Below are 17,314 nucleotides of genomic sequence, written 5' to 3' on the forward strand. Positions count from 1 at the left end.
AACCGGCCCAACCCGCATGCCCGAGCAGCGACTTCACGACACCGACTCAACTCGCTCAACCGGCCCCCGACTTACCGGCGACCAGCCCAACTCACCTGACCGGCCACCGACTTCACCACAACCGGCCCAACCCGCATGCCCGAGCAGCGACTTCACGACACCGACTCAACTCGCTCAACCGGCCCCCGACTTACCGGCGACCAGCCCAACTCACCTGGCCGAGCACCGACTTCACGGCATCGACGCAACTCGACCGGCCGCCGACTCAACGACCACCGGCCCAACCCGCCTGGTCAAACGCCGACGTACCGGCCACCGGCCCAACCTCACCTGTCCAAACGCCGGCTCACCGACCACCGGCTCCCCCCGCCTACCCCAGCGCCGACTTCACCGCATCCGCCAACCGCCCGGCCACAGACCGCGCCTGGTCGATATCAGCGGCCTCGACCATCACCCGCACCAACGGCTCGGTACCGGACGGCCGCAGCAACACCCGCCCCGTGGAGCCGAGTTCACGCTCAGCCTCGGCAACCGCGGCAGCGAGATCCGCGGAGGTACCCACCCGGGTACGGTCCACATCCGGCACATTGATCAGCACCTGCGGCAACCGCGTCATCACGGACGCGAGATCCTTGAGCGTACGACCCGTGTCCGCGACCCGCGCCGCCAGCATCAGCCCGGTCAGCGTGCCGTCACCCGTGGTCGCGTGGTCCAGGATGATCACGTGCCCGGACTGCTCGCCGCCCAGCGCGTAGCCGTGCTCCTTCATCTCCTCCAGGACGTAGCGGTCACCGACCGCGGTCTGGACGAGCGTCAGGCCCTCGCGTTCCATGGCCAGTTTGAAGCCGAGGTTCGACATGACGGTCGCGACGACGGTGTCGGAGCGCAGTGCGGAACGCTCCCGCATCGCCAGCGCGATCACGGCCATGATCTGGTCCCCGTCGACCTCTTCACCGGTGTGGTCCACGGCCAGGCAGCGGTCGGCGTCGCCGTCGTGCGCGATGCCGAAGTCGGCGCCGTGCTCGACGACGGCGGCCTTGAGCAGACCCAGGTGGGTCGAGCCGCAACCGTCGTTGATGTTCAGCCCGTTGGGGTCCGCGCCGATGGTGACGACCTCGGCACCCGCCCGCGAGAACGCCTCCGGGGAGACCCGCGCGGCGGCGCCGTGCGCCTCGTCGAGGACGATCTTCAGCCCGTCGAGCCGGTTCGGGAGCACGCCGATGAGATGGGCGACGTACTGGTCGAAGCCTTCGTTGTAGTGCCGGACCCGGCCGACGCCCGAGCCGGTCGGGCGGTCCCAGGGGGCGCCGGTGCGGTGCTCCTCGTAGACCTTCTCGATCCGGTCCTCCAGCTCGTCGTCGAGCTTGTGCCCGCCGCGCGCGAGGAACTTCACGCCGTTGTCCGGCATGGCGTTGTGGCTCGCGGAGAGCATCACGCCGAGGTCGGCGCCCAGCACGCCGGTGAGATACGCCACCGCGGGGGTGGGCAGCACACCGACGAGCAGTACGTCCACGCCGGCGCTGGCCAGGCCCGCGACCACCGCGGCCTCCAGGAACTCCCCGGACGCGCGCGGGTCCCGCCCGACCACGGCCGTCGCCCGGTGGCCCGCGAAGGTGCCCGCCTCGGCGAGTACGTGCGCCGCCGCGACGGAGAGCCCGAGGGCCAGTTCGGCCGTCAGATCCACGTTGGCGACACCGCGCACGCCGTCCGTGCCGAAGAGTCGTCCCACTTGTCCTCCTGAGGAAGGCGAAAATCCTGCAAGGCGAAAGTCATGCAAAGTCCCGCAGGGCGAAAGCCCTGCATCCAGGCATACGATGCCTGTTCATCCGATCACACAAGCCTTTGAGCGTCTTGTGCCGTTATACGCCCCCGGCTGTGATAAACGAACGCCCCGGCGGCACGAGTGGCGTGCCGCCGGGGCGTTCGGAGTACAAACAGGCGAGATTTAGCGCTTGCTGTACTGCGGGGCCTTGCGGGCCTTCTTGAGACCGGCCTTCTTGCGCTCGACCGCACGGTCGTCGCGACGGAGGTAACCGGCCTTCTTGAGGGCGGCGCGGTTGTTGTCCACGTCGGCCTCGTTCAGCGCGCGGGCCACGCCGAGGCGCAGGGCGCCGGCCTGACCGGAGACGCCGCCACCCGAGATACGGGCGATGACGTCGTAGCGGCCGTCGAGCTCGAGCACCTTGAAGGGCTCGTTGACTTCCTGCTGGTGGACCTTGTTCGGGAAGTAGTCCTCGAGCGTACGCCCGTTGACCTTCCACTTGCCGGTGCCGGGCACGATGCGGACGCGCGCGATGGCGTTCTTGCGGCGGCCCAGGCCGGCGGCCGGCTGCGGGTCGCCGAAGCGGCCGGCGAGCGACTCCGACGTGTACTCACCCTCGACGGGGACGTCGGACTCGGTGGTGTAACTCTCGATGTCGACGAGCTCGGTCTCGGTCTCTTCGACCGGCTGCTCAACGGTGGTCTCGGCCACGGTTCTCCTCAGATTCTTTTCTGTTTAGGGGTGTGGCCGGAACTACTGCGCGACCTGGGTGATCTCGAACGGCACCGGCTGCTGGGCAGCGTGGGGGTGCTGGTCGCCCGAGTAGACCTTCAGCTTGCTGATCATCTGGCGGCCCAGGGTGTTCTTGGGGATCATGCCCTTGATGGCCTTCTCGACGGCCTTCTCGGGGTTCTTCGCCAGCAGCTCGTCGTAACGGACGGAGCGCAGACCACCCGGGTAGCCGGAGTGGCGGTACGCCAGCTTCTGGGTCTTCTTGTTGCCTGACAGGTGAACCTTGTCGGCGTTGATGATGATGACGAAGTCGCCCATGTCCATGTGCGGGGCATAGGTCGGCTTGTGCTTGCCACGGAGGAGGTTCGCCGCAGTGGTAGCCAGACGGCCCAGGACGATGTCCTGAGCGTCGATGACGTGCCACTGGCGAGTCACATCGCCGGGCTTGGGGCTGTACGTACGCACTTCGCAGCCTTCTTCTTCAGTGGATGGGTCCTGACACATGGCACACGGCATCACTGAAGCGATCGTGCAGCTGGGGACGACAATGGCCGGGGACGAAGCCCGTATGCCGCCCACTGGTAACTGCTCCAGGGAACCTACGTACGGGCTTCTCGCATGAGAACGACCAAGCCGATACGCATAACAAACCGTAAGAGTACCCGCGCCTGGCCGGGCGGGTCAAAACGCGCCGGGACCGACCGGAGTGCGTGCGGAAAGCGACGGCGAAACCACTTACCGTGACATCTCAACGTCAGTTCCCACAGGCCTCGTTGAGGCGCACCGGTACCCCCGTCCCCCCGTCTAGGATGCGACCCATGAGCTTCGGACAGGGGGGACCCCAGTCCCAGTGGGATCCCTGGAAACCCAATTCGCAGCAGCCTTGGGGCGGCAACGTCGATGACGAGACCCCCGACTGGGCCGCGCTCGCCGACCAGGCCGAGACGCGCAACCGGCGCAAGAGACTGCTGCTCATAGTCGGCGGCGCGCTCGCGACGGTGGGCGTCGGGACAGCCGTGGCCATGGCCGTGATGTCGGCGAACGACGACACGAGCGCGTCCGGCAAGCCCACGAACCTGCCCGCGAGCGCGTCCGTGCCCGACGGCACCGGTGCCACCTCGCCGTCCTTCGCGCCGACCAGCGCGCCCCCGCCGCTGGACCCGAAGGAGTTCATCTCCAGCAAGGCGAAGGACACGGCACCGCTCAGCCCCGCGACCCTCTTCCCGGGCACCCAGCTGACGGTCGCCTCGACGGTGTACAAGAAGGGTCCGACGGCCGACACCACGAACTGCGCCTCGGTCGCCTCCGGCACCCTCCCCAAGATCCTCACCGCGAACGACTGCACCCGCCTCATGCGGGTCACGTACGTCAAGGGCAACATCGCGGTCACGGTCGGTGTGGCCCTCTTCGACACCGAGGCCCAGGCGACCAAGGCCAAGGGCCAGGCGGATACCAAGAGCGCCATCAAGTCCCTGTCCGGCAAGGGCGTCAAGGCCTTCTGCGACGGCGCGATCTGCCGTACGACGACCAACGCCTACGGCCGCTACGCCTACTTCACGGTCGCCGGTTTCACCAGCGGCACGGACGTGACGACGAAGGACACCGCGGTCTTCTCGATCGGCGACGACCTCGCCAAGTTCGCCTTCGACCAGATCCACGCCCGCGGCGAGGCCCAGGCTTCGGCGGCGGCCCAGGACTAGGTCCCCCGACCGGGGAAACACCCTTGTGCGACCCTCCCCCGACGATCACCATCGGGCCCCAGGGGGACCTGTCCATGGCCTCGCACGACCACCCGACATCCACCTCCGGACGCCGCGTGCTCGCCGCGGGAGCGGGCCTCGGCGGGGCCGCCCTCGCCACCACCGTGGCGACGGCCGGTGAGGCTGCCGCCACGGACACAGGTGCCGGCTGGCTGAACGTCAAGGACGTGGCCTACGGCGCACTCGGCGACAACTCCGCCGACGACCGCCCCGCGGTCCAGAAGGCGATCGACGCGGCGGGCCAGGGCGGCACCGTGTACGTCCCGCCGGGCCGGTACAAGCTCGGCGCACCCCCGCGGCTCCCCCTGTGCGTGACGCTGCACGGCGACTGGAACCCGCACTTCCCGGACCGCACGTTCATGGTCGGCTCCTTCCTCCGGCCGATGTACCCGGACACCGAGCTCAGCACCGGCTTCGACGGCGCCGCGCCGATCGTCGTCGACCCGGCCCCGGACGCCTCCTCGACGACCGACGCGTACCCCAAGTCCGCCCACCAGGGCGGCCCCCGGCTGTACGGCCTGGCCCTGCGCGGCTGCCAGGACGACCAGAACCTCACCGTCCTGAACAAGGCGCGTCAATTACTCGATGGTGATGGCCGGTTGCAACACCGACCGCGACGGCCAGGACGGCTTCCGCCTCTCGACCTCGGCGGGCGGCCGCTTCCTCCAACTCCTCGGCTGCCTGGCCAAACGGGACGGCAAGGTCGACCGCCGGCGCCTCCGGCTTCATCTTCCTGACGATCCAGTCCCCGGGCGGCACCCCGCAGGCCTCGCCTACGTCTCCACTCGCACACCCGGAACATCCTTCAGCGTCAAGGGAGTTGCGGGCGACACGTCAACGGTGGCCTGGCCGATCGTAGAACCGGCGTAGAGCGCTCGGCCCCAACTCCTCAGTGCACAGCGCCTCTTACCCGGCGGGCCTGCGTCTGCCGCTCCGCGAGCAGCGCGTCCGCCGGGTACGCGACCTCCTCCAAGGTCAGCCCGTGCGGCCGTACGACATGCACGGCACTGTCCCGCACCCCCGCGTCCAGCACCTTCCGCGGCCACTCCGCGCCCCGGTGCCCGTCGCCGACGAAGAGCAACGCCCCGACCATGGACCGCACTTGGTTGTGGCAGAAGGCGTCGGCCCGCACCTCGATCTCGACGACACCGTCCCCCCGCCGCCGCACCCCGAAGTCAAGAATCTCCCGGACGGTCGACGCGCCCTCGCGCTTCTTCGCGTAGGCGGCGAAGTCGTGTTCCCCCACAAGGGACTTGGCAGCGGCGTCCATCGCCTCGGCGTCCAACTCCCAGTCGTGCCAGAGGACATGGTTCCGCAGCAAGGGATCGACGCCCCCCGCCCGGTCCCCCACCCGGTACACGTACCGCCGCCACAGGGCCGCGAACCGCGCGTTGAACCCCTCGGGCGCCTCCGCGACCCCCCACACCCGCACATCCTTCGGCAACCGCCCCGCGAGCCGCTTCAGCAGCTTCTCCCGGTGCTCGGCCCACAACTCCCCCGGCAGATCGACATGAGCCACCTGCCCCCGGGCATGCACCCCCGCATCGGTCCGCCCGGCCACGGTCAGGTCGTACGTCACGTCCCCCGCCCGCGTCACGGTCCGCAACGCGTCCTCGACCTCACCCTGCACAGTCCGCCGCCCCCCGGCCTGCTTGGCCCACCCGGAGAACAGGGTCCCGTCGTAGGAGAGGTCCAGTCGTACGCGTACGAACCCGGCCTCTACGTCATCACTCACACGGAGATCCTCTCAGGAACACAAAAGCGGGCCCGTCCCAAGAAGGAACGGGCCCACTGAGGCGCCCCTGAAGGGGCGCGGGGCTGTGCTGATTTGCGGCTACCGCCGCGTGAGCGCGACCAGCCACGATGGCGCGGCAGCCAAAAGACGGTGTTACGCGTCCTTCGACTCCTCGTCGGCCTCAACCGGCTTCGCGTCCTCAACGACCTCAACCGGAGCCTCGACAACAGCCTCGGCATCCTTCGCGGCACGCTTGGTGGCGGCCTCGGCCTCACCCGTCGCAGCCTGCGCAACGGTCAGCGCCTCGACCAGCTCGATGACAGCCATGGGCGCGTTGTCCCCACGACGGTTACCGATCTTGGTGATACGGGTGTAGCCACCGGGACGGTTCTCGTAGCGCGGGCCGATCTCGGTGAAGAGCGTGTGGACGACGCTCTTGTCCGTGATCACCTGGAGCACCTGACGGCGGTTGTGAAGGTCACCCTTCTTCGCCTTGGTGACCAGCCGCTCGGCGTACGGCCGCAGCTTGCGGGCCTTCGCCTCGGTGGTGGTGATACGGCCGTGCTCGAAGAGCGCCTTCGCGAGGTTCGCGACCAGCAGCTTCTCGTGCGCGGCACTGCCGCCCAGACGGGCACCCTTGGTGGGCTTCGGCATGTCTTTCTCCTTGGTATCTGCCCCGGCCGTATCAGGTACCGGGGTCAGGACCCGGCGAGCGGACGCTCACCGGCAACAACCGATCAGTACTGCTCGGTCTCCACAAAACCCGCGTCCACGTCGTCGTCGGCGCCGAAGGCGTCGGCGGCAGCGGTCGGGTCGAATCCGGGCGGGCTGTCCTTCAGGGCCAGGCCCATGCCGGCCAGCTTCGCCTTGACCTCGTCGATGGACTTCGCACCGAAGTTGCGGATGTCCAGGAGGTCGGCCTCGGAACGAGCCACGAGCTCACCCACGGAGTGGATGCCCTCGCGCTTGAGGCAGTTGTAGGAGCGGACGGTGAGTTCCAGCTCCTCGATCGGCAGGGCGAGATCGGCGGCGAGGGCGGCGTCCGTCGGGGACGGGCCCATGTCGATGCCCTCGGCGTCGATGTTGAGCTCACGCGCCAGACCGAACAGCTCCACCAGGGTCTTGCCGGCGGACGCCATGGCGTCACGGGGACGCATGGCCTGCTTGGTCTCGACGTCGACGATCAGCTTGTCGAAGTCGGTGCGCTGCTCGACACGGGTCGCCTCGACCTTGTACGTGACCTTCAGCACCGGGCTGTAGATGGAGTCGACCGGGATACGGCCGATCTCCTGGCCCACCTGCTTGTTCTGCACCGCGGAGACGTAGCCGCGACCGCGCTCGACGGTCAGCTCCATCTCCAGCTTGCCCTTGCCGTTGAGCGTGGCGAGGACGAGGTCGGGGTTGTGCACCTCGACACCGGCCGGGGGCGCGATGTCGGCGGCGGTGACCAGACCCGGGCCCTGCTTGCGCAGGTACATCACGACGGGCTCGTCGTGCTCCGAGGAGACGACGAGCTGCTTGATGTTGAGGATCAGGTCGGTGACGTCCTCCTTGACACCCGGCACGGTGGTGAACTCGTGCAGGACGCCGTCGATCCGGATGCTGGTGACAGCGGCACCGGGGATCGAGGAGAGGAGCGTACGGCGAAGGGAGTTGCCGAGGGTGTAGCCGAAGCCCGGCTCCAGCGGCTCGATCACGAACCGGGAGCGGAATTCGTCGACGACCTCTTCGGTCAACGAGGGGCGCTGAGCGATCAGCATGCTGCGATTCCTTCAGTCATGGACACCCACTATTTGATGTCCGACCAGTACTTCAAGGGTACGGGCGGTACGCCACCGAAGTGCCATACCGCCCGAATCCTCAAGACAACCGTGCGTCAGACGCGGCGGCGCTTCGGCGGACGGCAGCCGTTGTGCGGGGTGGGGGTGACGTCCTGGATGGAGCCGACCTCAAGCCCGGTCGCCTGAAGCGAACGGATTGCGGTCTCGCGGCCCGAACCCGGACCCTTCACGAAGACGTCGACCTTGCGCATGCCGTGCTCCTGCGCGCGACGGGCAGCCGACTCGGCGGCCATCTGCGCGGCGAAGGGGGTGGACTTGCGCGAGCCCTTGAAGCCGACGTGGCCGGCGGAGGCCCAGGAGATCACGTTGCCCGAGGGGTCCGTGATCGAGACGATCGTGTTGTTGAACGTGCTCTTGATGTGCGCGTGGCCGTGAGCGACGTTCTTCTTTTCCTTGCGGCGCACCTTCTTGGCAGCGCCCTGACGACCCTTGGGGGGCATCTATTACTCCTACGGGGAGGTGGTCGGTCCTACAGCGAAGACCGCTGGTGAAGCGTTGTCCGCTGCGGACTACTTCTTGCCCGGCTTCTTCTTGCCGGCGATGGCGCGACGCGGACCCTTGCGGGTACGAGCGTTCGTGCTGGTGCGCTGACCGCGTACGGGCAGACCACGACGGTGACGGAGACCCTGGTAGCAGCCGATCTCCACCTTGCGGCGGATGTCGGCCTGGATCTCGCGACGGAGGTCACCCTCGGTCTTGATGTTGGCGTCGACGTACTCACGAATCGCGACGAGCTGCTCTTCCGAGAGGTCGCGAACGCGGGTGTTGGGGTCGATGTTGGTCTCAGCCAGCGTGAGCTGGGAAAGAGTCCGGCCAATGCCGAACACGTAGGTGAGGGCGACCTCCACGCGCTTTTCGCGCGGGATGTCGACACCGGAAACGCGTGCCATTCAATGGCTCCAGTTGATCTTCGGAGGTCTTCCGCAGAACCGGATCCCAGCCGCCGGCCTCTTCGTTCGAAGATTTGGTACGGCGTGGGTCCCCAGCCTCCGAGCCGGGGGTGTCGGACGCCTACTACGCCCGGGTCCTGCGTATGAACATGTGTTGCTCGCGTCGCGCGAATCTCTGCGATGTCGATGCAGAGGGAAGGTCCTGCGTCAGCCCTGGCGCTGCTTGTGGCGCGGGTTCTCGCAAATGACCATGACCCGGCCGTGACGGCGGATCACCCTGCACTTGTCGCAGATCTTCTTGACGCTCGGCTTGACCTTCATTGGTGAGGTTCTCCGGGTCAGTTGCCTGCGGCGCCGCTTGCGCGGAACCTGGGCAAGATCTACTTGTAGCGGTAGACGATCCGGCCACGCGTCAGGTCGTACGGAGACAGCTCCACCACGACCCGGTCGTCAGGGAGGATGCGGATGTAGTGCATACGCATCTTGCCGCTGATGTGTGCCAGGACCTGGTGGCCGTTCTGGAGCTCCACCTTGAACATGGCGTTCGGGAGAGACTCGACGACAGTGCCTTCGATCTCGATGGCACCTTGCTTCTTGGCCACGCTTCGCCCTTCGAATCGACTACCTTGATCGACTCGGTGCGTTCCCCTTGCGGGGTGCATGCGGACATGCGGGTGCACGAGAGCCGACGAGTCAGTCTACGTCAGGGCCCTCGGAAAGACGAATCGAGGAAGGATGCCCCGGGGCGTAGATCATTAAGCACGCGCACCTGTACAGCGCCCTGAGGGACGCACTCCAAAGGGGCGCGAGGAACCGCGCGACCAGCCCCCGCCGGGCGCGCAGACGAAGAACTACGCCACGGGATCCGGCGCAGCCGTGATCCCGAACTCGGCCAGCTTCGCCTTACCGCCATCAGGAGCCGTCAGCACAAGCGGCCCCTCCTCCGTCAGAGCGACCGAGTGCTCCCAGTGCGAGGACCAGGTCCCGTCCGTCGTGATGACCGTCCAGTCATCCGAGAGAACCTCGGTCTTCGGGGTCCCCAGGGACACCATCGGCTCGATGGCGAGGCAGAACCCCGGCACCAGCTTCGGCCCCTTCCCCCGCCGCTTCTCGACGTAGTTCAACAGGTGCGGGTCCATGTGCATCTCGGTACCGATGCCATGACCGCCGTAGTCCTCGACGATCCCGTACTTGCCACCGCCGGGCTTCGGCTGCCGCCGGATGTACGTCTCGATGGCCCGGGAGATGTCCACAAGCCGGTTACCGAGCTTCATCGCGGCGATCCCGGCCCACATCGACCCCTCGGTCACCCGCGACAGCTCAAGAAGCTCCGGGGAGTGGCCCGAGCCCACGAACGCCGTGTACGCCGCGTCCCCGTGCCAGCCGTCGATGATCGCGCCGCAGTCGATGGAGATGATGTCGCCGTCCTTCAGCACCACCTCCTCGGAGGGGATGCCGTGGACGACGACCTCGTTCACCGAGGTGCAGATCGTGGCCGGGAAGCCGCCGTAGCCAAGGAAGTTGGGCTTCGCGTTGTGGTCGGCGAGGACCTTGCGGGCCACCTCGTCCAGATCCTTCGTGCTCGCGCCGGGCACGGCGGCCTCACGGGTCGCCGCGTGGATGGCGGCGACGACCAGTCCCGCCTCACGCATCTTGGCGATCTGCTCGGGGGTCTTGATCTGCACCATGGGGGCCTGCGCTCTCCGTCTTCCGCGTCACCAAGGAATGGCCGTACACAAGAGCCGTACACAGACAAGGCTCTGTACAACAGTACGGCCGCGACACCCCTGCGGGCACCGCGGCCGGATCTGCCTGGCGACTACTTGTCGTCGTCGCCCTCGTCGTCGCGCTTCAGCGCGTCCAGCGCCCGCTGGGTGATCTCGTCCACCGGACCGAGCGAGGAGATCGTCGCCACCAGGCCCTGGGCCTTGTAGTAGTCGATGATCGGCTCGGTCTGCGTGTGGTAGACCTCCAGGCGGGTGCGGACCGTTTCCTCGGAGTCGTCGTCGCGCTGGTACAGCTCGCCGCCGCAGAGGTCACAGACGCCGTCCTGCTTCGCCGGGCTGTACGTCACGTGGAAGACGTGGCTGGAGTCCTTCCGGCAGATGCGGCGGCCGGCGATGCGCTTGACCACCTCGTCCTCGGAGACCTCCAGGTCCAGCACCGCGTCCAGCTTGATGCCCTCGGTCTTCAGCAGCTCGTCCAGCGCCTCGGCCTGCGACACATTGCGCGGGAAACCGTCCAGCAGAAAGCCGTTGACGGCGTCCGGCTGCTCCATGCGGTCCTTGGCCATCGCGATGGTGACCTCGTCCGGGACCAGGTTGCCCGCGTCCATGTAGGACTTCGCCAGTTTGCCGAGTTCCGTGGCCTGACTGATGTTGGCACGGAAGAGGTCGCCCGTGGAGATGTGCGGGATGTGCAGCGTCTTGGCGAGACGCACAGCCTGCGTTCCCTTACCGGCACCCGGCGGCCCGACGAGGACGATTCGCATCAGCGGAGGAACCCTTCGTAATTGCGCTGCTGGAGCTGGCTCTCGATCTGCTTCACCGTCTCGAGACCGACACCCACGATGATCAGGATGCTGGTCCCGCCGAACGGGAAGTTGCCGCTTGCGTTGAAACCGACCAACGCCATCGTCGGTACGAGAGCGATCAGACCCAGATACAGCGAACCCGGCCAGGTGATCCGGTTGAGTACGTAACTCAGGTACTCAGCGGTGGGCCGGCCAGCCCGGATGCCCGGGATGAAGCCACCATACTTCTTCATGTTGTCCGCGACTTCCTCGGGGTTGAACGAGATCGCCACGTAGAAGAACGCGAAGAAAACGATCAGCAGGAAGTAGCTGACCAGGTAGATCGGGTGGTCACCCTTGGTCAGGTTGGTCTCGATCCAGGTCTTCCAGCCGGACGTGCTGCCGGAGAACTGAGCGACCAGGGCCGGGATGTAGAGCAGCGACGACGCGAAGATGACCGGAATCACACCGGCCTGATTGACCTTCAGCGGGATGTAGGTCGACGTACCGCCGTAGGAACGGCGGCCGATCATGCGCTTCGCGTACTGGACCGGGATGCGGCGCTGGGCCTGCTCGACGAAGACCACCAGGCCGACCATCACCAGACCGACGAGGATCACGGTGCCGAACTCGATCCAGCCGCCGGCCAGCGTGCCCTGCTTCTTGATGGCCCACAGCGCGGACGGGAAGGTCGCGGCGATCGAGATGAACATGAGGATCGACATGCCGTTGCCGATGCCGCGGTCGGTGATGAGCTCGCCGAGCCACATCACGACGCAGGTGCCGGCGGTCATGCAGACGACCATGGTGATGGTGGTGAAGATCGACTGGTCCGGGACGATCTGATTCGCCGTCGGGCAGCCCGAGAAGAGGGCGCCGCTGCGGGCGGTGGCCACCAGACCGGTGCCCTGGAGGATGGCGAGCGCCACGGTCAGATAACGCGTGTACTGCGTGATCTTCGCCGTACCGGCCTGCCCCTCCTTCTTGAGGGCTTCCAGGCGCGGGATCACCACGGTCAGCAGCTGCAGAATGATGCTCGCCGTGATGTACGGCATGATGCCGAGCGCGAAGATCGTGATCTGGAGCAGCGCGCCACCGCTGAACATGTTGACCAGACCGAACAGACCCTGGTTTCCGTTCGAGACGTCGATACAGGTCTGGACGCTCTTGTAATCGACGCCCGGGATCGGGATGTGCGTACCGACGCGATACACCACGATGATGGCGAGCGTGAAGAGCAGCTTCTTGCGCAGGTCGGGTGTCCTGAACGCCCGGGCGAACGCGGTGAGCACGGTGCCTCCTGCGACCCCCGCGTGTGCGCGCGTGAGGTGACGACTAAGTGTGGTTGATGGCCTGTGGAACGAGATTACGGCATGCCAAGACGACGCTGGGTACCAGCCGCACAGCCTACCTACATCGACGGCCCTTAGGGATACCGATCGAAGGTCCCCTGAGTCACGACAAGCACGCGAGCCACTTCACACCGCCCTCATGAGCCTGCCGTACGGGCCCGCCCGACCGACTGGTCAGCACGGCCCCACGAGCTGGTGGACGGCACCTGACCAGCCAGAACCGAAAGCGGGCGGCGGTCCGGACGTGAGGGGCGCCGCCGGATCCGCGGACGGGAACCCGTAGGTCAAGGAACCGGAAAAACGGCCGGGGCCGCCCCTCTTTCGAGAGGCGACCCCGGCCGATGATGCCGACGTAGGTCAGACGAGCTCGGTGACCGTACCGCCAGCGGCAGTGATCTTCTCCTTGGCGGAACCGGAGACGGCGTCCACCGTCACCTGCAGCGCCACGGAGATCTCGCCCTGGCCGAGGACCTTGACGAGGCTGTTCTTGCGCACCGCGCCGTTGGCGACGAGACCCTCTACGGTGACCTCGCCACCCTCCGGGTACAGCGACGCCAGCTTGTCGAGGTTCACGACCTGGTACTCGGTCTTGAACGGGTTACGGAAACCCTTGAGCTTCGGAAGACGCATGTGGAGGGGCATCTGGCCACCCTCGAAGCGCTCCGGAACCTGGTAACGGGCCTTCGTACCCTTGGTTCCACGACCGGCCGTCTTACCCTTCGACGCCTCACCACGACCCACACGGGTCTTGGCGGTCTTGGCGCCCGGGGCGGGACGGAGGTTGTGGATCTTGATCGGGCTGTTGTCCGCCATGATCAGTCGACCTCCTCAACCGTCACGAGGTGGCGGACGGTGTGCACCATTCCGCGGAACTCGGGGCGGTCCTCCTTGACGACCTGCGTGTTGATGCCCTTGAGACCAAGGGACCGCAGGGTGTCACGGTGGTTCTGCTTGCTACCGATGTACGACTTCGTCTGCGTGACCTTGAGGCGAGCCATTACGCACCCGCCCCGGCACGTGCACGAAGGAGCGCCGCGGGGGCGACGTCCTCGAGGGGCAGACCGCGGCGGGCCGCGATCTCCTCGGGACGCTGCAGGCCCTTGAGGGCCGCCACGGTCGCGTGCACGATGTTGATCGCGTTGGACGAGCCGAGCGACTTCGACAGGATGTCGTGAACGCCGGCGCACTCCAGGACAGCACGCACCGGGCCACCGGCGATGACGCCGGTACCGGGGGAAGCAGGCTTGAGCAGGACGACGCCCGCGGCCTTCTCGCCCGTGATCGGGTGCGGGATGGTGCCCTGGATACGGGGGACCTTGAAGAAGTGCTTCTTGGCCTCTTCAACACCCTTGGCGATCGCGGCCGGCACCTCCTTGGCCTTGCCGTAACCGACACCGACGGTGCCATCGCCATCGCCCACTACGACGAGCGCAGTGAAGCTGAAGCGACGACCACCCTTCACAACCTTGGCGACGCGGTTGATCGCGACAACGCGCTCAACGTACGCGGTCTTCTCGGCGGCAGCAGCGCCGCCGTCACGGCCCTTCCGGTCCCGCCGCTCGCCGCCACCGGCACCGCTTCCACGGCGCTGGGGTCCAGCCATTGGATTACCTCTCTCTTTCCGCTAGCTACGGAAGCGACTAGAACTTCAGTCCGGCTTCGCGGGCGGCGTCCGCCAGGGCGGCGATGCGCCCCGCGTACTGGTTGCCACCGCGGTCGAATACGACAGCCTCGACGCCGGCGGCCTTGGCGCGCTCGGCGACCAGGGCGCCGACCGACTTGGCCTGCGCGGACTTGTCGCTCTCGCCGCCGCGGATCGAGGTGTCCAGGGTCGACGCCGACGCCAGGGTGTGACCCTTGATGTCGTCGATGACCTGGGCCACGATGTGGCGGTTGGAGCGGGTCACGACCAGGCGCGGACGCTCAGCCGTACCGGAAATGTGCTTCCGGATGCGGATGTGACGACGCTTGATGGCAGCACGCTTGTAAGCGTCGCCCTTAGCGATCTTCGTACCGTATGCCATGGCTTACTTACCCGCCTTTCCGACCTTGCGCCGGATGACTTCGCCCTCGTACTTGACACCCTTGGCCTTGTACGGGTCGGGCTTGCGCAGCTTGCGGATGTTCGCCGCAACCTCGCCGACCTTCTGCTTGTCGATGCCCTCGACCGAGAAGTGCGTCGGGTTCTCGACCTTGAACGAGATGCCCTCGGGCGCCTCGACGGTGATCGAGTGGCTGTAGCCGAGAGCGAACTCGAGGTTCGATCCCTTGGCCGCAACGCGGTAACCGACACCGCTGATCTCGAGCTTCTTCACGTAACCCTCGGTCACGCCGGTGATCATGTTCGCCACCAGCGTGCGGGACAGGCCGTGCAGGGCCTTGTTCTGACGCTCGTCGTTGGGGCGGGTGACGCTGAGCACGCCGTCCTCACCCTTGGCGATGTCGATCGGCGCTGCGACGGTGTGGGTCAGCGAGCCCTTGGGGCCCTTGACCAGCACCGTACGGCCGTCGATGGTGACGTCCACGCCGGCGGGAACCGTGATGGGGAGCTTGCCAATACGCGACATAGCTTCTTCCGATTCCTTTCCGCTACCAGACGTAGGCGAGAACTTCTCCGCCTACGCCCTTCTTGCCGGCCTGCTTGTCGGTGAGGAGACCGTGCGACGTGGAGATGATCGCCACGCCGAGGCCACCGAGCACCTTGGGCAGGGAGGTGGACTTCGCGTACACCCGGAGACCGGGCTTGGAGATCCGCTTGATGCCCGCGATGGAGCGCTCACGGTTCGGGCCGAACTTCAGCTCGAGAACGAGGTTCTTGCCGACCTCGGCGTCCTCGACCTTCCAGCCCGTGATGAAGCCCTCCTGCTGGAGGATCTCCGCGATGTGCGACTTGATCTTCGATGCCGGCATCGTCACTGAGTCGTGGTATGCCGAGTTCGCGTTCCGCAGACGCGTAAGCATGTCTGCGATCGGATCAGTCATGGTCATGAATTGGCCTTCGGCCTCTCTCGCCGGGGTTTCCAGGTGCCCATCCCTCTCCTCGATCCGAGACGAGGCGGGTGCGGTGCGGTGGACCTACGGCGTAGTAAGCATTCATTAGCGGACAGGGTCCGCGTACGTATGGGCGGCAATCAGGCGCCCAACCCTCCTAGCCTAAGCCATGAAGGGGTGGGCACCTGACCGTGCCCTTTGCTTACCGAGAGCTTCGGGAGTCCGGAAGTACCGGACTACCAGGAGCTCTTGGTCACGCCCGGCAGCTCGCCACGGTGAGCCATCTCACGAAGGCACACGCGGCAGAGGCCGAACTTGCGGTACACGGAGTGCGGACGGCCGCAGCGCTGGCAGCGCGTGTAGCCACGTACACCGAACTTGGGCTTACGAGCAGCCTTGGCAATCAGAGCCTTCTTCGCCATCTCGCTTACGCCTCCTTGAAGGGGAAGCCGAGGTGACGGAGAAGGGCGCGGCCTTCGGCGTCGTTGGTCGCCGTGGTCACCACGGTGATGTCCATACCCCGGGTGCGGTCGATCTTGTCCTGGTCGATCTCGTGGAACATGACCTGCTCGGTGAGACCGAAGGTGTAGTTGCCACGGCCGTCGAACTGCTTGGGAGACAGACCACGGAAGTCGCGGATGCGCGGCAGCGCGAGCGACAGGGTGCGGTCCAGGAACTCCCACATGCGGTCGCCACGGAGCGTGACGTGGGCACCGATCGGCTGACCCTCGCGCAGCTTGAACTGCGCGATGGACTTGCGGGCCTTGGTGATGGCCGGCTTCTGACCGGTGATCGTGGTCAGGTCGCGGACGGCACCGTCCATGAGCTTGGAGTCACGGGCGGCGTCGCCGACACCCATGTTCACCACGATCTTGACGAGGCCGGGGATCTGCATGACGTTCTCGTACGAGAACTCTTCCTGCAGCTTGCCCGCGATCTCCTCGCGGTACTTCGTCTTGAGACGCGGAGTGGTGGTGGTAGCCATCAGATGTCCTCACCCGTCCGCTTGGCAACGCGAACCTTGTTGCCCTCATCGTCGAAGCGGTAGCCGACACGCGTGACGACCTTGTTGCCGTCCTTCTCAACGACCAGCTGGACGTTGGAGACGTGGATCGGCGCCTCGGTCGTGACGATGCCACCGGCCTGCGAACCCTTGGCGGTGGGGCCGGCCTTGGTGTGCTTCTTGACCCGGTTGACACCTTCGACCAGGACGCGCTCGTCGCGCGGGTAAGCGGCAATGACCTTGCCCTGCTTGCCCTTGTCCTTGCCGGTGATGACCTGAACCGTGTCACCCTTCTTGATCTTCATGCTTACAGCACCTCCGGAGCCAGCGAGATGATCTTCATGAACTTCTTCTCGCGCAGCTCGCGCCCGACCGGGCCGAAGATGCGGGTGCCGCGAGGGTCGCCGTCGTTCTTCAGAATGACGGCGGCGTTCTCGTCGAAGCGGATGTACGAGCCGTCCGGACGGCGGCGCTCCTTGACGGTGCGAACGATGACGGCCTTCACGACGTCACCCTTCTTCACGTTGCCACCGGGGATCGCGTCCTTGACGGTGGCGACGATGACGTCACCGATGCCCGCGTAGCGGCGACCGGAGCCACCGAGCACACGGATGCAAAGGATTTCCTTCGCACCAGTGTTGTCGGCGACGCGCAGTCGCGACTCCTGCTGGATCACGTCTATCTCCTGATCGTCTGCCGGTTCCCCAAGGGCCGTTCAGTGAACGGCCCTTGGAGC

At 66.5% G+C, this 17,314-nt stretch carries 25 protein-coding genes; 2 read left to right on the forward strand and 23 right to left on the reverse strand.

Annotation, left to right across the window (positions count from 1 at the left end):
- Nucleotides 1–370: 370 nt before the first annotated feature.
- From glmM to rplM, 3 genes are all read right to left on the reverse strand, one after another.
- Complete coding sequence (gene glmM, locus ACIRRY_RS24960; protein ID WP_403976549.1) at nucleotides 371–1,729, reverse strand: phosphoglucosamine mutase; 1,359 nt, start codon at nucleotides 1,727–1,729, stop codon at nucleotides 371–373.
- Nucleotides 1,730–1,945: 216 nt separating this feature from the next.
- Nucleotides 1,946–2,473 (reverse strand): 30S ribosomal protein S9, encoded by a 528-nt coding sequence (rpsI, locus tag ACIRRY_RS24965; protein WP_019055538.1) that lies wholly within the window; start codon nucleotides 2,471–2,473, stop codon nucleotides 1,946–1,948.
- A gap of 42 nt (nucleotides 2,474–2,515) precedes the next feature.
- Entirely contained in the window at nucleotides 2,516–2,959 is a 444-nt protein-coding gene (rplM, locus tag ACIRRY_RS24970) for a 50S ribosomal protein L13 (protein WP_013001400.1), read from the reverse strand.
- A gap of 353 nt (nucleotides 2,960–3,312) precedes the next feature.
- Between rplM and ACIRRY_RS24975 the strand changes: the two genes are divergently transcribed.
- Both ACIRRY_RS24975 and ACIRRY_RS24980 read left to right on the forward strand, forming a co-directional pair.
- A complete protein-coding gene (locus ACIRRY_RS24975; RefSeq protein ID WP_403976551.1) occupies nucleotides 3,313–4,194 on the forward strand; it encodes a hypothetical protein in 882 nt (293 codons plus the stop codon).
- A 74-nt stretch (nucleotides 4,195–4,268) separates the two neighbouring features.
- The gene (locus tag ACIRRY_RS24980) at nucleotides 4,269–4,991 is read left to right on the forward strand and encodes a glycosyl hydrolase family 28-related protein (RefSeq protein ID WP_403976553.1); all 723 of its coding nucleotides are present in this window, start codon (nucleotides 4,269–4,271) and stop codon (nucleotides 4,989–4,991) included.
- A gap of 152 nt (nucleotides 4,992–5,143) precedes the next feature.
- On the opposite strand, the gene truA is transcribed toward ACIRRY_RS24980, so the two are convergent.
- From truA to rplN, 20 genes are all read right to left on the reverse strand, one after another.
- Nucleotides 5,144–5,989 carry a tRNA pseudouridine(38-40) synthase TruA gene (gene truA, locus ACIRRY_RS24985; protein ID WP_403976555.1) on the reverse strand — a complete coding sequence of 282 codons (846 nt, stop codon included), beginning with the start codon at nucleotides 5,987–5,989 and terminating at the stop codon, nucleotides 5,144–5,146.
- Nucleotides 5,990–6,142: 153 nt separating this feature from the next.
- Nucleotides 6,143–6,643, reverse strand: a complete 501-nt coding sequence (rplQ, locus tag ACIRRY_RS24990) for a 50S ribosomal protein L17 (protein WP_403976557.1) — start codon at nucleotides 6,641–6,643, stop codon at nucleotides 6,143–6,145.
- An 83-nt stretch (nucleotides 6,644–6,726) separates the two neighbouring features.
- Nucleotides 6,727–7,749, reverse strand: coding sequence for a DNA-directed RNA polymerase subunit alpha (locus tag ACIRRY_RS24995; protein ID WP_019055532.1), 1,023 nt, complete (start codon nucleotides 7,747–7,749; stop codon nucleotides 6,727–6,729).
- A gap of 116 nt (nucleotides 7,750–7,865) precedes the next feature.
- Nucleotides 7,866–8,270, reverse strand: a complete 405-nt coding sequence (gene rpsK, locus ACIRRY_RS25000; RefSeq protein WP_003956432.1) for a 30S ribosomal protein S11 — start codon at nucleotides 8,268–8,270, stop codon at nucleotides 7,866–7,868.
- Nucleotides 8,271–8,339: 69 nt separating this feature from the next.
- Entirely contained in the window at nucleotides 8,340–8,720 is a 381-nt protein-coding gene (gene rpsM / locus ACIRRY_RS25005) for a 30S ribosomal protein S13 (RefSeq protein WP_403976559.1), read from the reverse strand.
- A gap of 207 nt (nucleotides 8,721–8,927) precedes the next feature.
- The gene (gene rpmJ / locus ACIRRY_RS25010) at nucleotides 8,928–9,041 is read right to left on the reverse strand and encodes a 50S ribosomal protein L36 (protein WP_003998809.1); all 114 of its coding nucleotides are present in this window, start codon (nucleotides 9,039–9,041) and stop codon (nucleotides 8,928–8,930) included.
- Nucleotides 9,042–9,100: 59 nt separating this feature from the next.
- Nucleotides 9,101–9,322, reverse strand: a complete 222-nt coding sequence (gene infA, locus ACIRRY_RS25015; protein ID WP_003948620.1) for a translation initiation factor IF-1 — start codon at nucleotides 9,320–9,322, stop codon at nucleotides 9,101–9,103.
- Nucleotides 9,323–9,571: 249 nt separating this feature from the next.
- Nucleotides 9,572–10,408 (reverse strand): type I methionyl aminopeptidase, encoded by an 837-nt coding sequence (gene map, locus ACIRRY_RS25020; RefSeq protein WP_403976561.1) that lies wholly within the window; start codon nucleotides 10,406–10,408, stop codon nucleotides 9,572–9,574.
- A 131-nt stretch (nucleotides 10,409–10,539) separates the two neighbouring features.
- Nucleotides 10,540–11,211 (reverse strand): adenylate kinase, encoded by a 672-nt coding sequence (locus tag ACIRRY_RS25025; protein ID WP_403976563.1) that lies wholly within the window; start codon nucleotides 11,209–11,211, stop codon nucleotides 10,540–10,542.
- Nucleotides 11,211–12,524, reverse strand: coding sequence for a preprotein translocase subunit SecY (gene secY / locus ACIRRY_RS25030; protein WP_403976565.1), 1,314 nt, complete (start codon nucleotides 12,522–12,524; stop codon nucleotides 11,211–11,213). The genes ACIRRY_RS25025 and secY overlap by 1 nt, the downstream gene beginning before the upstream one ends.
- A gap of 417 nt (nucleotides 12,525–12,941) precedes the next feature.
- Entirely contained in the window at nucleotides 12,942–13,397 is a 456-nt protein-coding gene (gene rplO, locus ACIRRY_RS25035; RefSeq protein WP_403976567.1) for a 50S ribosomal protein L15, read from the reverse strand.
- Nucleotides 13,398–13,399: 2 nt separating this feature from the next.
- Nucleotides 13,400–13,582 carry a 50S ribosomal protein L30 gene (rpmD, locus tag ACIRRY_RS25040; RefSeq protein WP_055553514.1) on the reverse strand — a complete coding sequence of 61 codons (183 nt, stop codon included), beginning with the start codon at nucleotides 13,580–13,582 and terminating at the stop codon, nucleotides 13,400–13,402.
- The gene (gene rpsE / locus ACIRRY_RS25045) at nucleotides 13,582–14,187 is read right to left on the reverse strand and encodes a 30S ribosomal protein S5 (RefSeq protein WP_006376045.1); all 606 of its coding nucleotides are present in this window, start codon (nucleotides 14,185–14,187) and stop codon (nucleotides 13,582–13,584) included. The genes rpmD and rpsE overlap by 1 nt, the downstream gene beginning before the upstream one ends.
- A 37-nt stretch (nucleotides 14,188–14,224) precedes the next feature.
- The gene (gene rplR / locus ACIRRY_RS25050) at nucleotides 14,225–14,608 is read right to left on the reverse strand and encodes a 50S ribosomal protein L18 (protein WP_019055526.1); all 384 of its coding nucleotides are present in this window, start codon (nucleotides 14,606–14,608) and stop codon (nucleotides 14,225–14,227) included.
- Nucleotides 14,609–14,611: 3 nt separating this feature from the next.
- Entirely contained in the window at nucleotides 14,612–15,151 is a 540-nt protein-coding gene (gene rplF, locus ACIRRY_RS25055) for a 50S ribosomal protein L6 (RefSeq protein ID WP_266769348.1), read from the reverse strand.
- Between the two features lie 22 nt (nucleotides 15,152–15,173).
- Nucleotides 15,174–15,572 carry a 30S ribosomal protein S8 gene (gene rpsH, locus ACIRRY_RS25060; RefSeq protein ID WP_013001411.1) on the reverse strand — a complete coding sequence of 133 codons (399 nt, stop codon included), beginning with the start codon at nucleotides 15,570–15,572 and terminating at the stop codon, nucleotides 15,174–15,176.
- Nucleotides 15,573–15,811: 239 nt separating this feature from the next.
- Nucleotides 15,812–15,997: a type Z 30S ribosomal protein S14 gene (locus ACIRRY_RS25065; RefSeq protein WP_003948630.1), complete on the reverse strand. Its 186-nt coding sequence runs from the start codon at nucleotides 15,995–15,997 to the stop codon at nucleotides 15,812–15,814.
- A gap of 5 nt (nucleotides 15,998–16,002) precedes the next feature.
- Nucleotides 16,003–16,560, reverse strand: a complete 558-nt coding sequence (rplE, locus tag ACIRRY_RS25070; RefSeq protein ID WP_385404836.1) for a 50S ribosomal protein L5 — start codon at nucleotides 16,558–16,560, stop codon at nucleotides 16,003–16,005.
- Nucleotides 16,560–16,883 carry a 50S ribosomal protein L24 gene (gene rplX / locus ACIRRY_RS25075; protein WP_019072281.1) on the reverse strand — a complete coding sequence of 108 codons (324 nt, stop codon included), beginning with the start codon at nucleotides 16,881–16,883 and terminating at the stop codon, nucleotides 16,560–16,562. The genes rplE and rplX overlap by 1 nt, the downstream gene beginning before the upstream one ends.
- A 2-nt stretch (nucleotides 16,884–16,885) precedes the next feature.
- A complete protein-coding gene (gene rplN, locus ACIRRY_RS25080) occupies nucleotides 16,886–17,254 on the reverse strand; it encodes a 50S ribosomal protein L14 (protein ID WP_003998823.1) in 369 nt (122 codons plus the stop codon).
- Nucleotides 17,255–17,314: the final 60 nt, after the last annotated feature.

Source organism: Streptomyces sp. NPDC101776 (assembly GCF_044766845.1).
Lineage (GTDB): Bacteria > Actinomycetota > Actinomycetes > Streptomycetales > Streptomycetaceae > Streptomyces.

Excerpts from the sequence above, each read along its gene's own strand:
- ACIRRY_RS24975 (WP_403976551.1), top strand. The coding sequence starts at position 3,313 with ATGAGCTTCGGACAGGGGGGACCCCAGTCCCAGTGGGATCCCTGGAAA.
- ACIRRY_RS24980 (WP_403976553.1), top strand. The coding sequence starts at position 4,269 with ATGGCCTCGCACGACCACCCGACATCCACCTCCGGACGCCGCGTGCTC.
- rplQ (WP_403976557.1), bottom strand. The coding sequence starts at position 6,643 with ATGCCGAAGCCCACCAAGGGTGCCCGTCTGGGCGGCAGTGCCGCGCAC.
- ACIRRY_RS24995 (WP_019055532.1), bottom strand. The coding sequence starts at position 7,749 with ATGCTGATCGCTCAGCGCCCCTCGTTGACCGAAGAGGTCGTCGACGAA.
- rpsK (WP_003956432.1), bottom strand. The coding sequence starts at position 8,270 with ATGCCCCCCAAGGGTCGTCAGGGCGCTGCCAAGAAGGTGCGCCGCAAG.
- rpsM (WP_403976559.1), bottom strand. The coding sequence starts at position 8,720 with ATGGCACGCGTTTCCGGTGTCGACATCCCGCGCGAAAAGCGCGTGGAG.
- rpmJ (WP_003998809.1), bottom strand. The coding sequence starts at position 9,041 with ATGAAGGTCAAGCCGAGCGTCAAGAAGATCTGCGACAAGTGCAGGGTG.
- map (WP_403976561.1), bottom strand. The coding sequence starts at position 10,408 with ATGGTGCAGATCAAGACCCCCGAGCAGATCGCCAAGATGCGTGAGGCG.
- ACIRRY_RS25025 (WP_403976563.1), bottom strand. The coding sequence starts at position 11,211 with ATGCGAATCGTCCTCGTCGGGCCGCCGGGTGCCGGTAAGGGAACGCAG.
- rplO (WP_403976567.1), bottom strand. The coding sequence starts at position 13,397 with ATGGCGGACAACAGCCCGATCAAGATCCACAACCTCCGTCCCGCCCCG.
- rpmD (WP_055553514.1), bottom strand. The coding sequence starts at position 13,582 with ATGGCTCGCCTCAAGGTCACGCAGACGAAGTCGTACATCGGTAGCAAG.
- rpsE (WP_006376045.1), bottom strand. The coding sequence starts at position 14,187 with ATGGCTGGACCCCAGCGCCGTGGAAGCGGTGCCGGTGGCGGCGAGCGG.
- rplR (WP_019055526.1), bottom strand. The coding sequence starts at position 14,608 with ATGGCATACGGTACGAAGATCGCTAAGGGCGACGCTTACAAGCGTGCT.
- rplF (WP_266769348.1), bottom strand. The coding sequence starts at position 15,151 with ATGTCGCGTATTGGCAAGCTCCCCATCACGGTTCCCGCCGGCGTGGAC.
- rpsH (WP_013001411.1), bottom strand. The coding sequence starts at position 15,572 with ATGACCATGACTGATCCGATCGCAGACATGCTTACGCGTCTGCGGAAC.
- ACIRRY_RS25065 (WP_003948630.1), bottom strand. The coding sequence starts at position 15,997 with ATGGCGAAGAAGGCTCTGATTGCCAAGGCTGCTCGTAAGCCCAAGTTC.
- rplE (WP_385404836.1), bottom strand. The coding sequence starts at position 16,560 with ATGGCTACCACCACCACTCCGCGTCTCAAGACGAAGTACCGCGAGGAG.
- rplX (WP_019072281.1), bottom strand. The coding sequence starts at position 16,883 with ATGAAGATCAAGAAGGGTGACACGGTTCAGGTCATCACCGGCAAGGAC.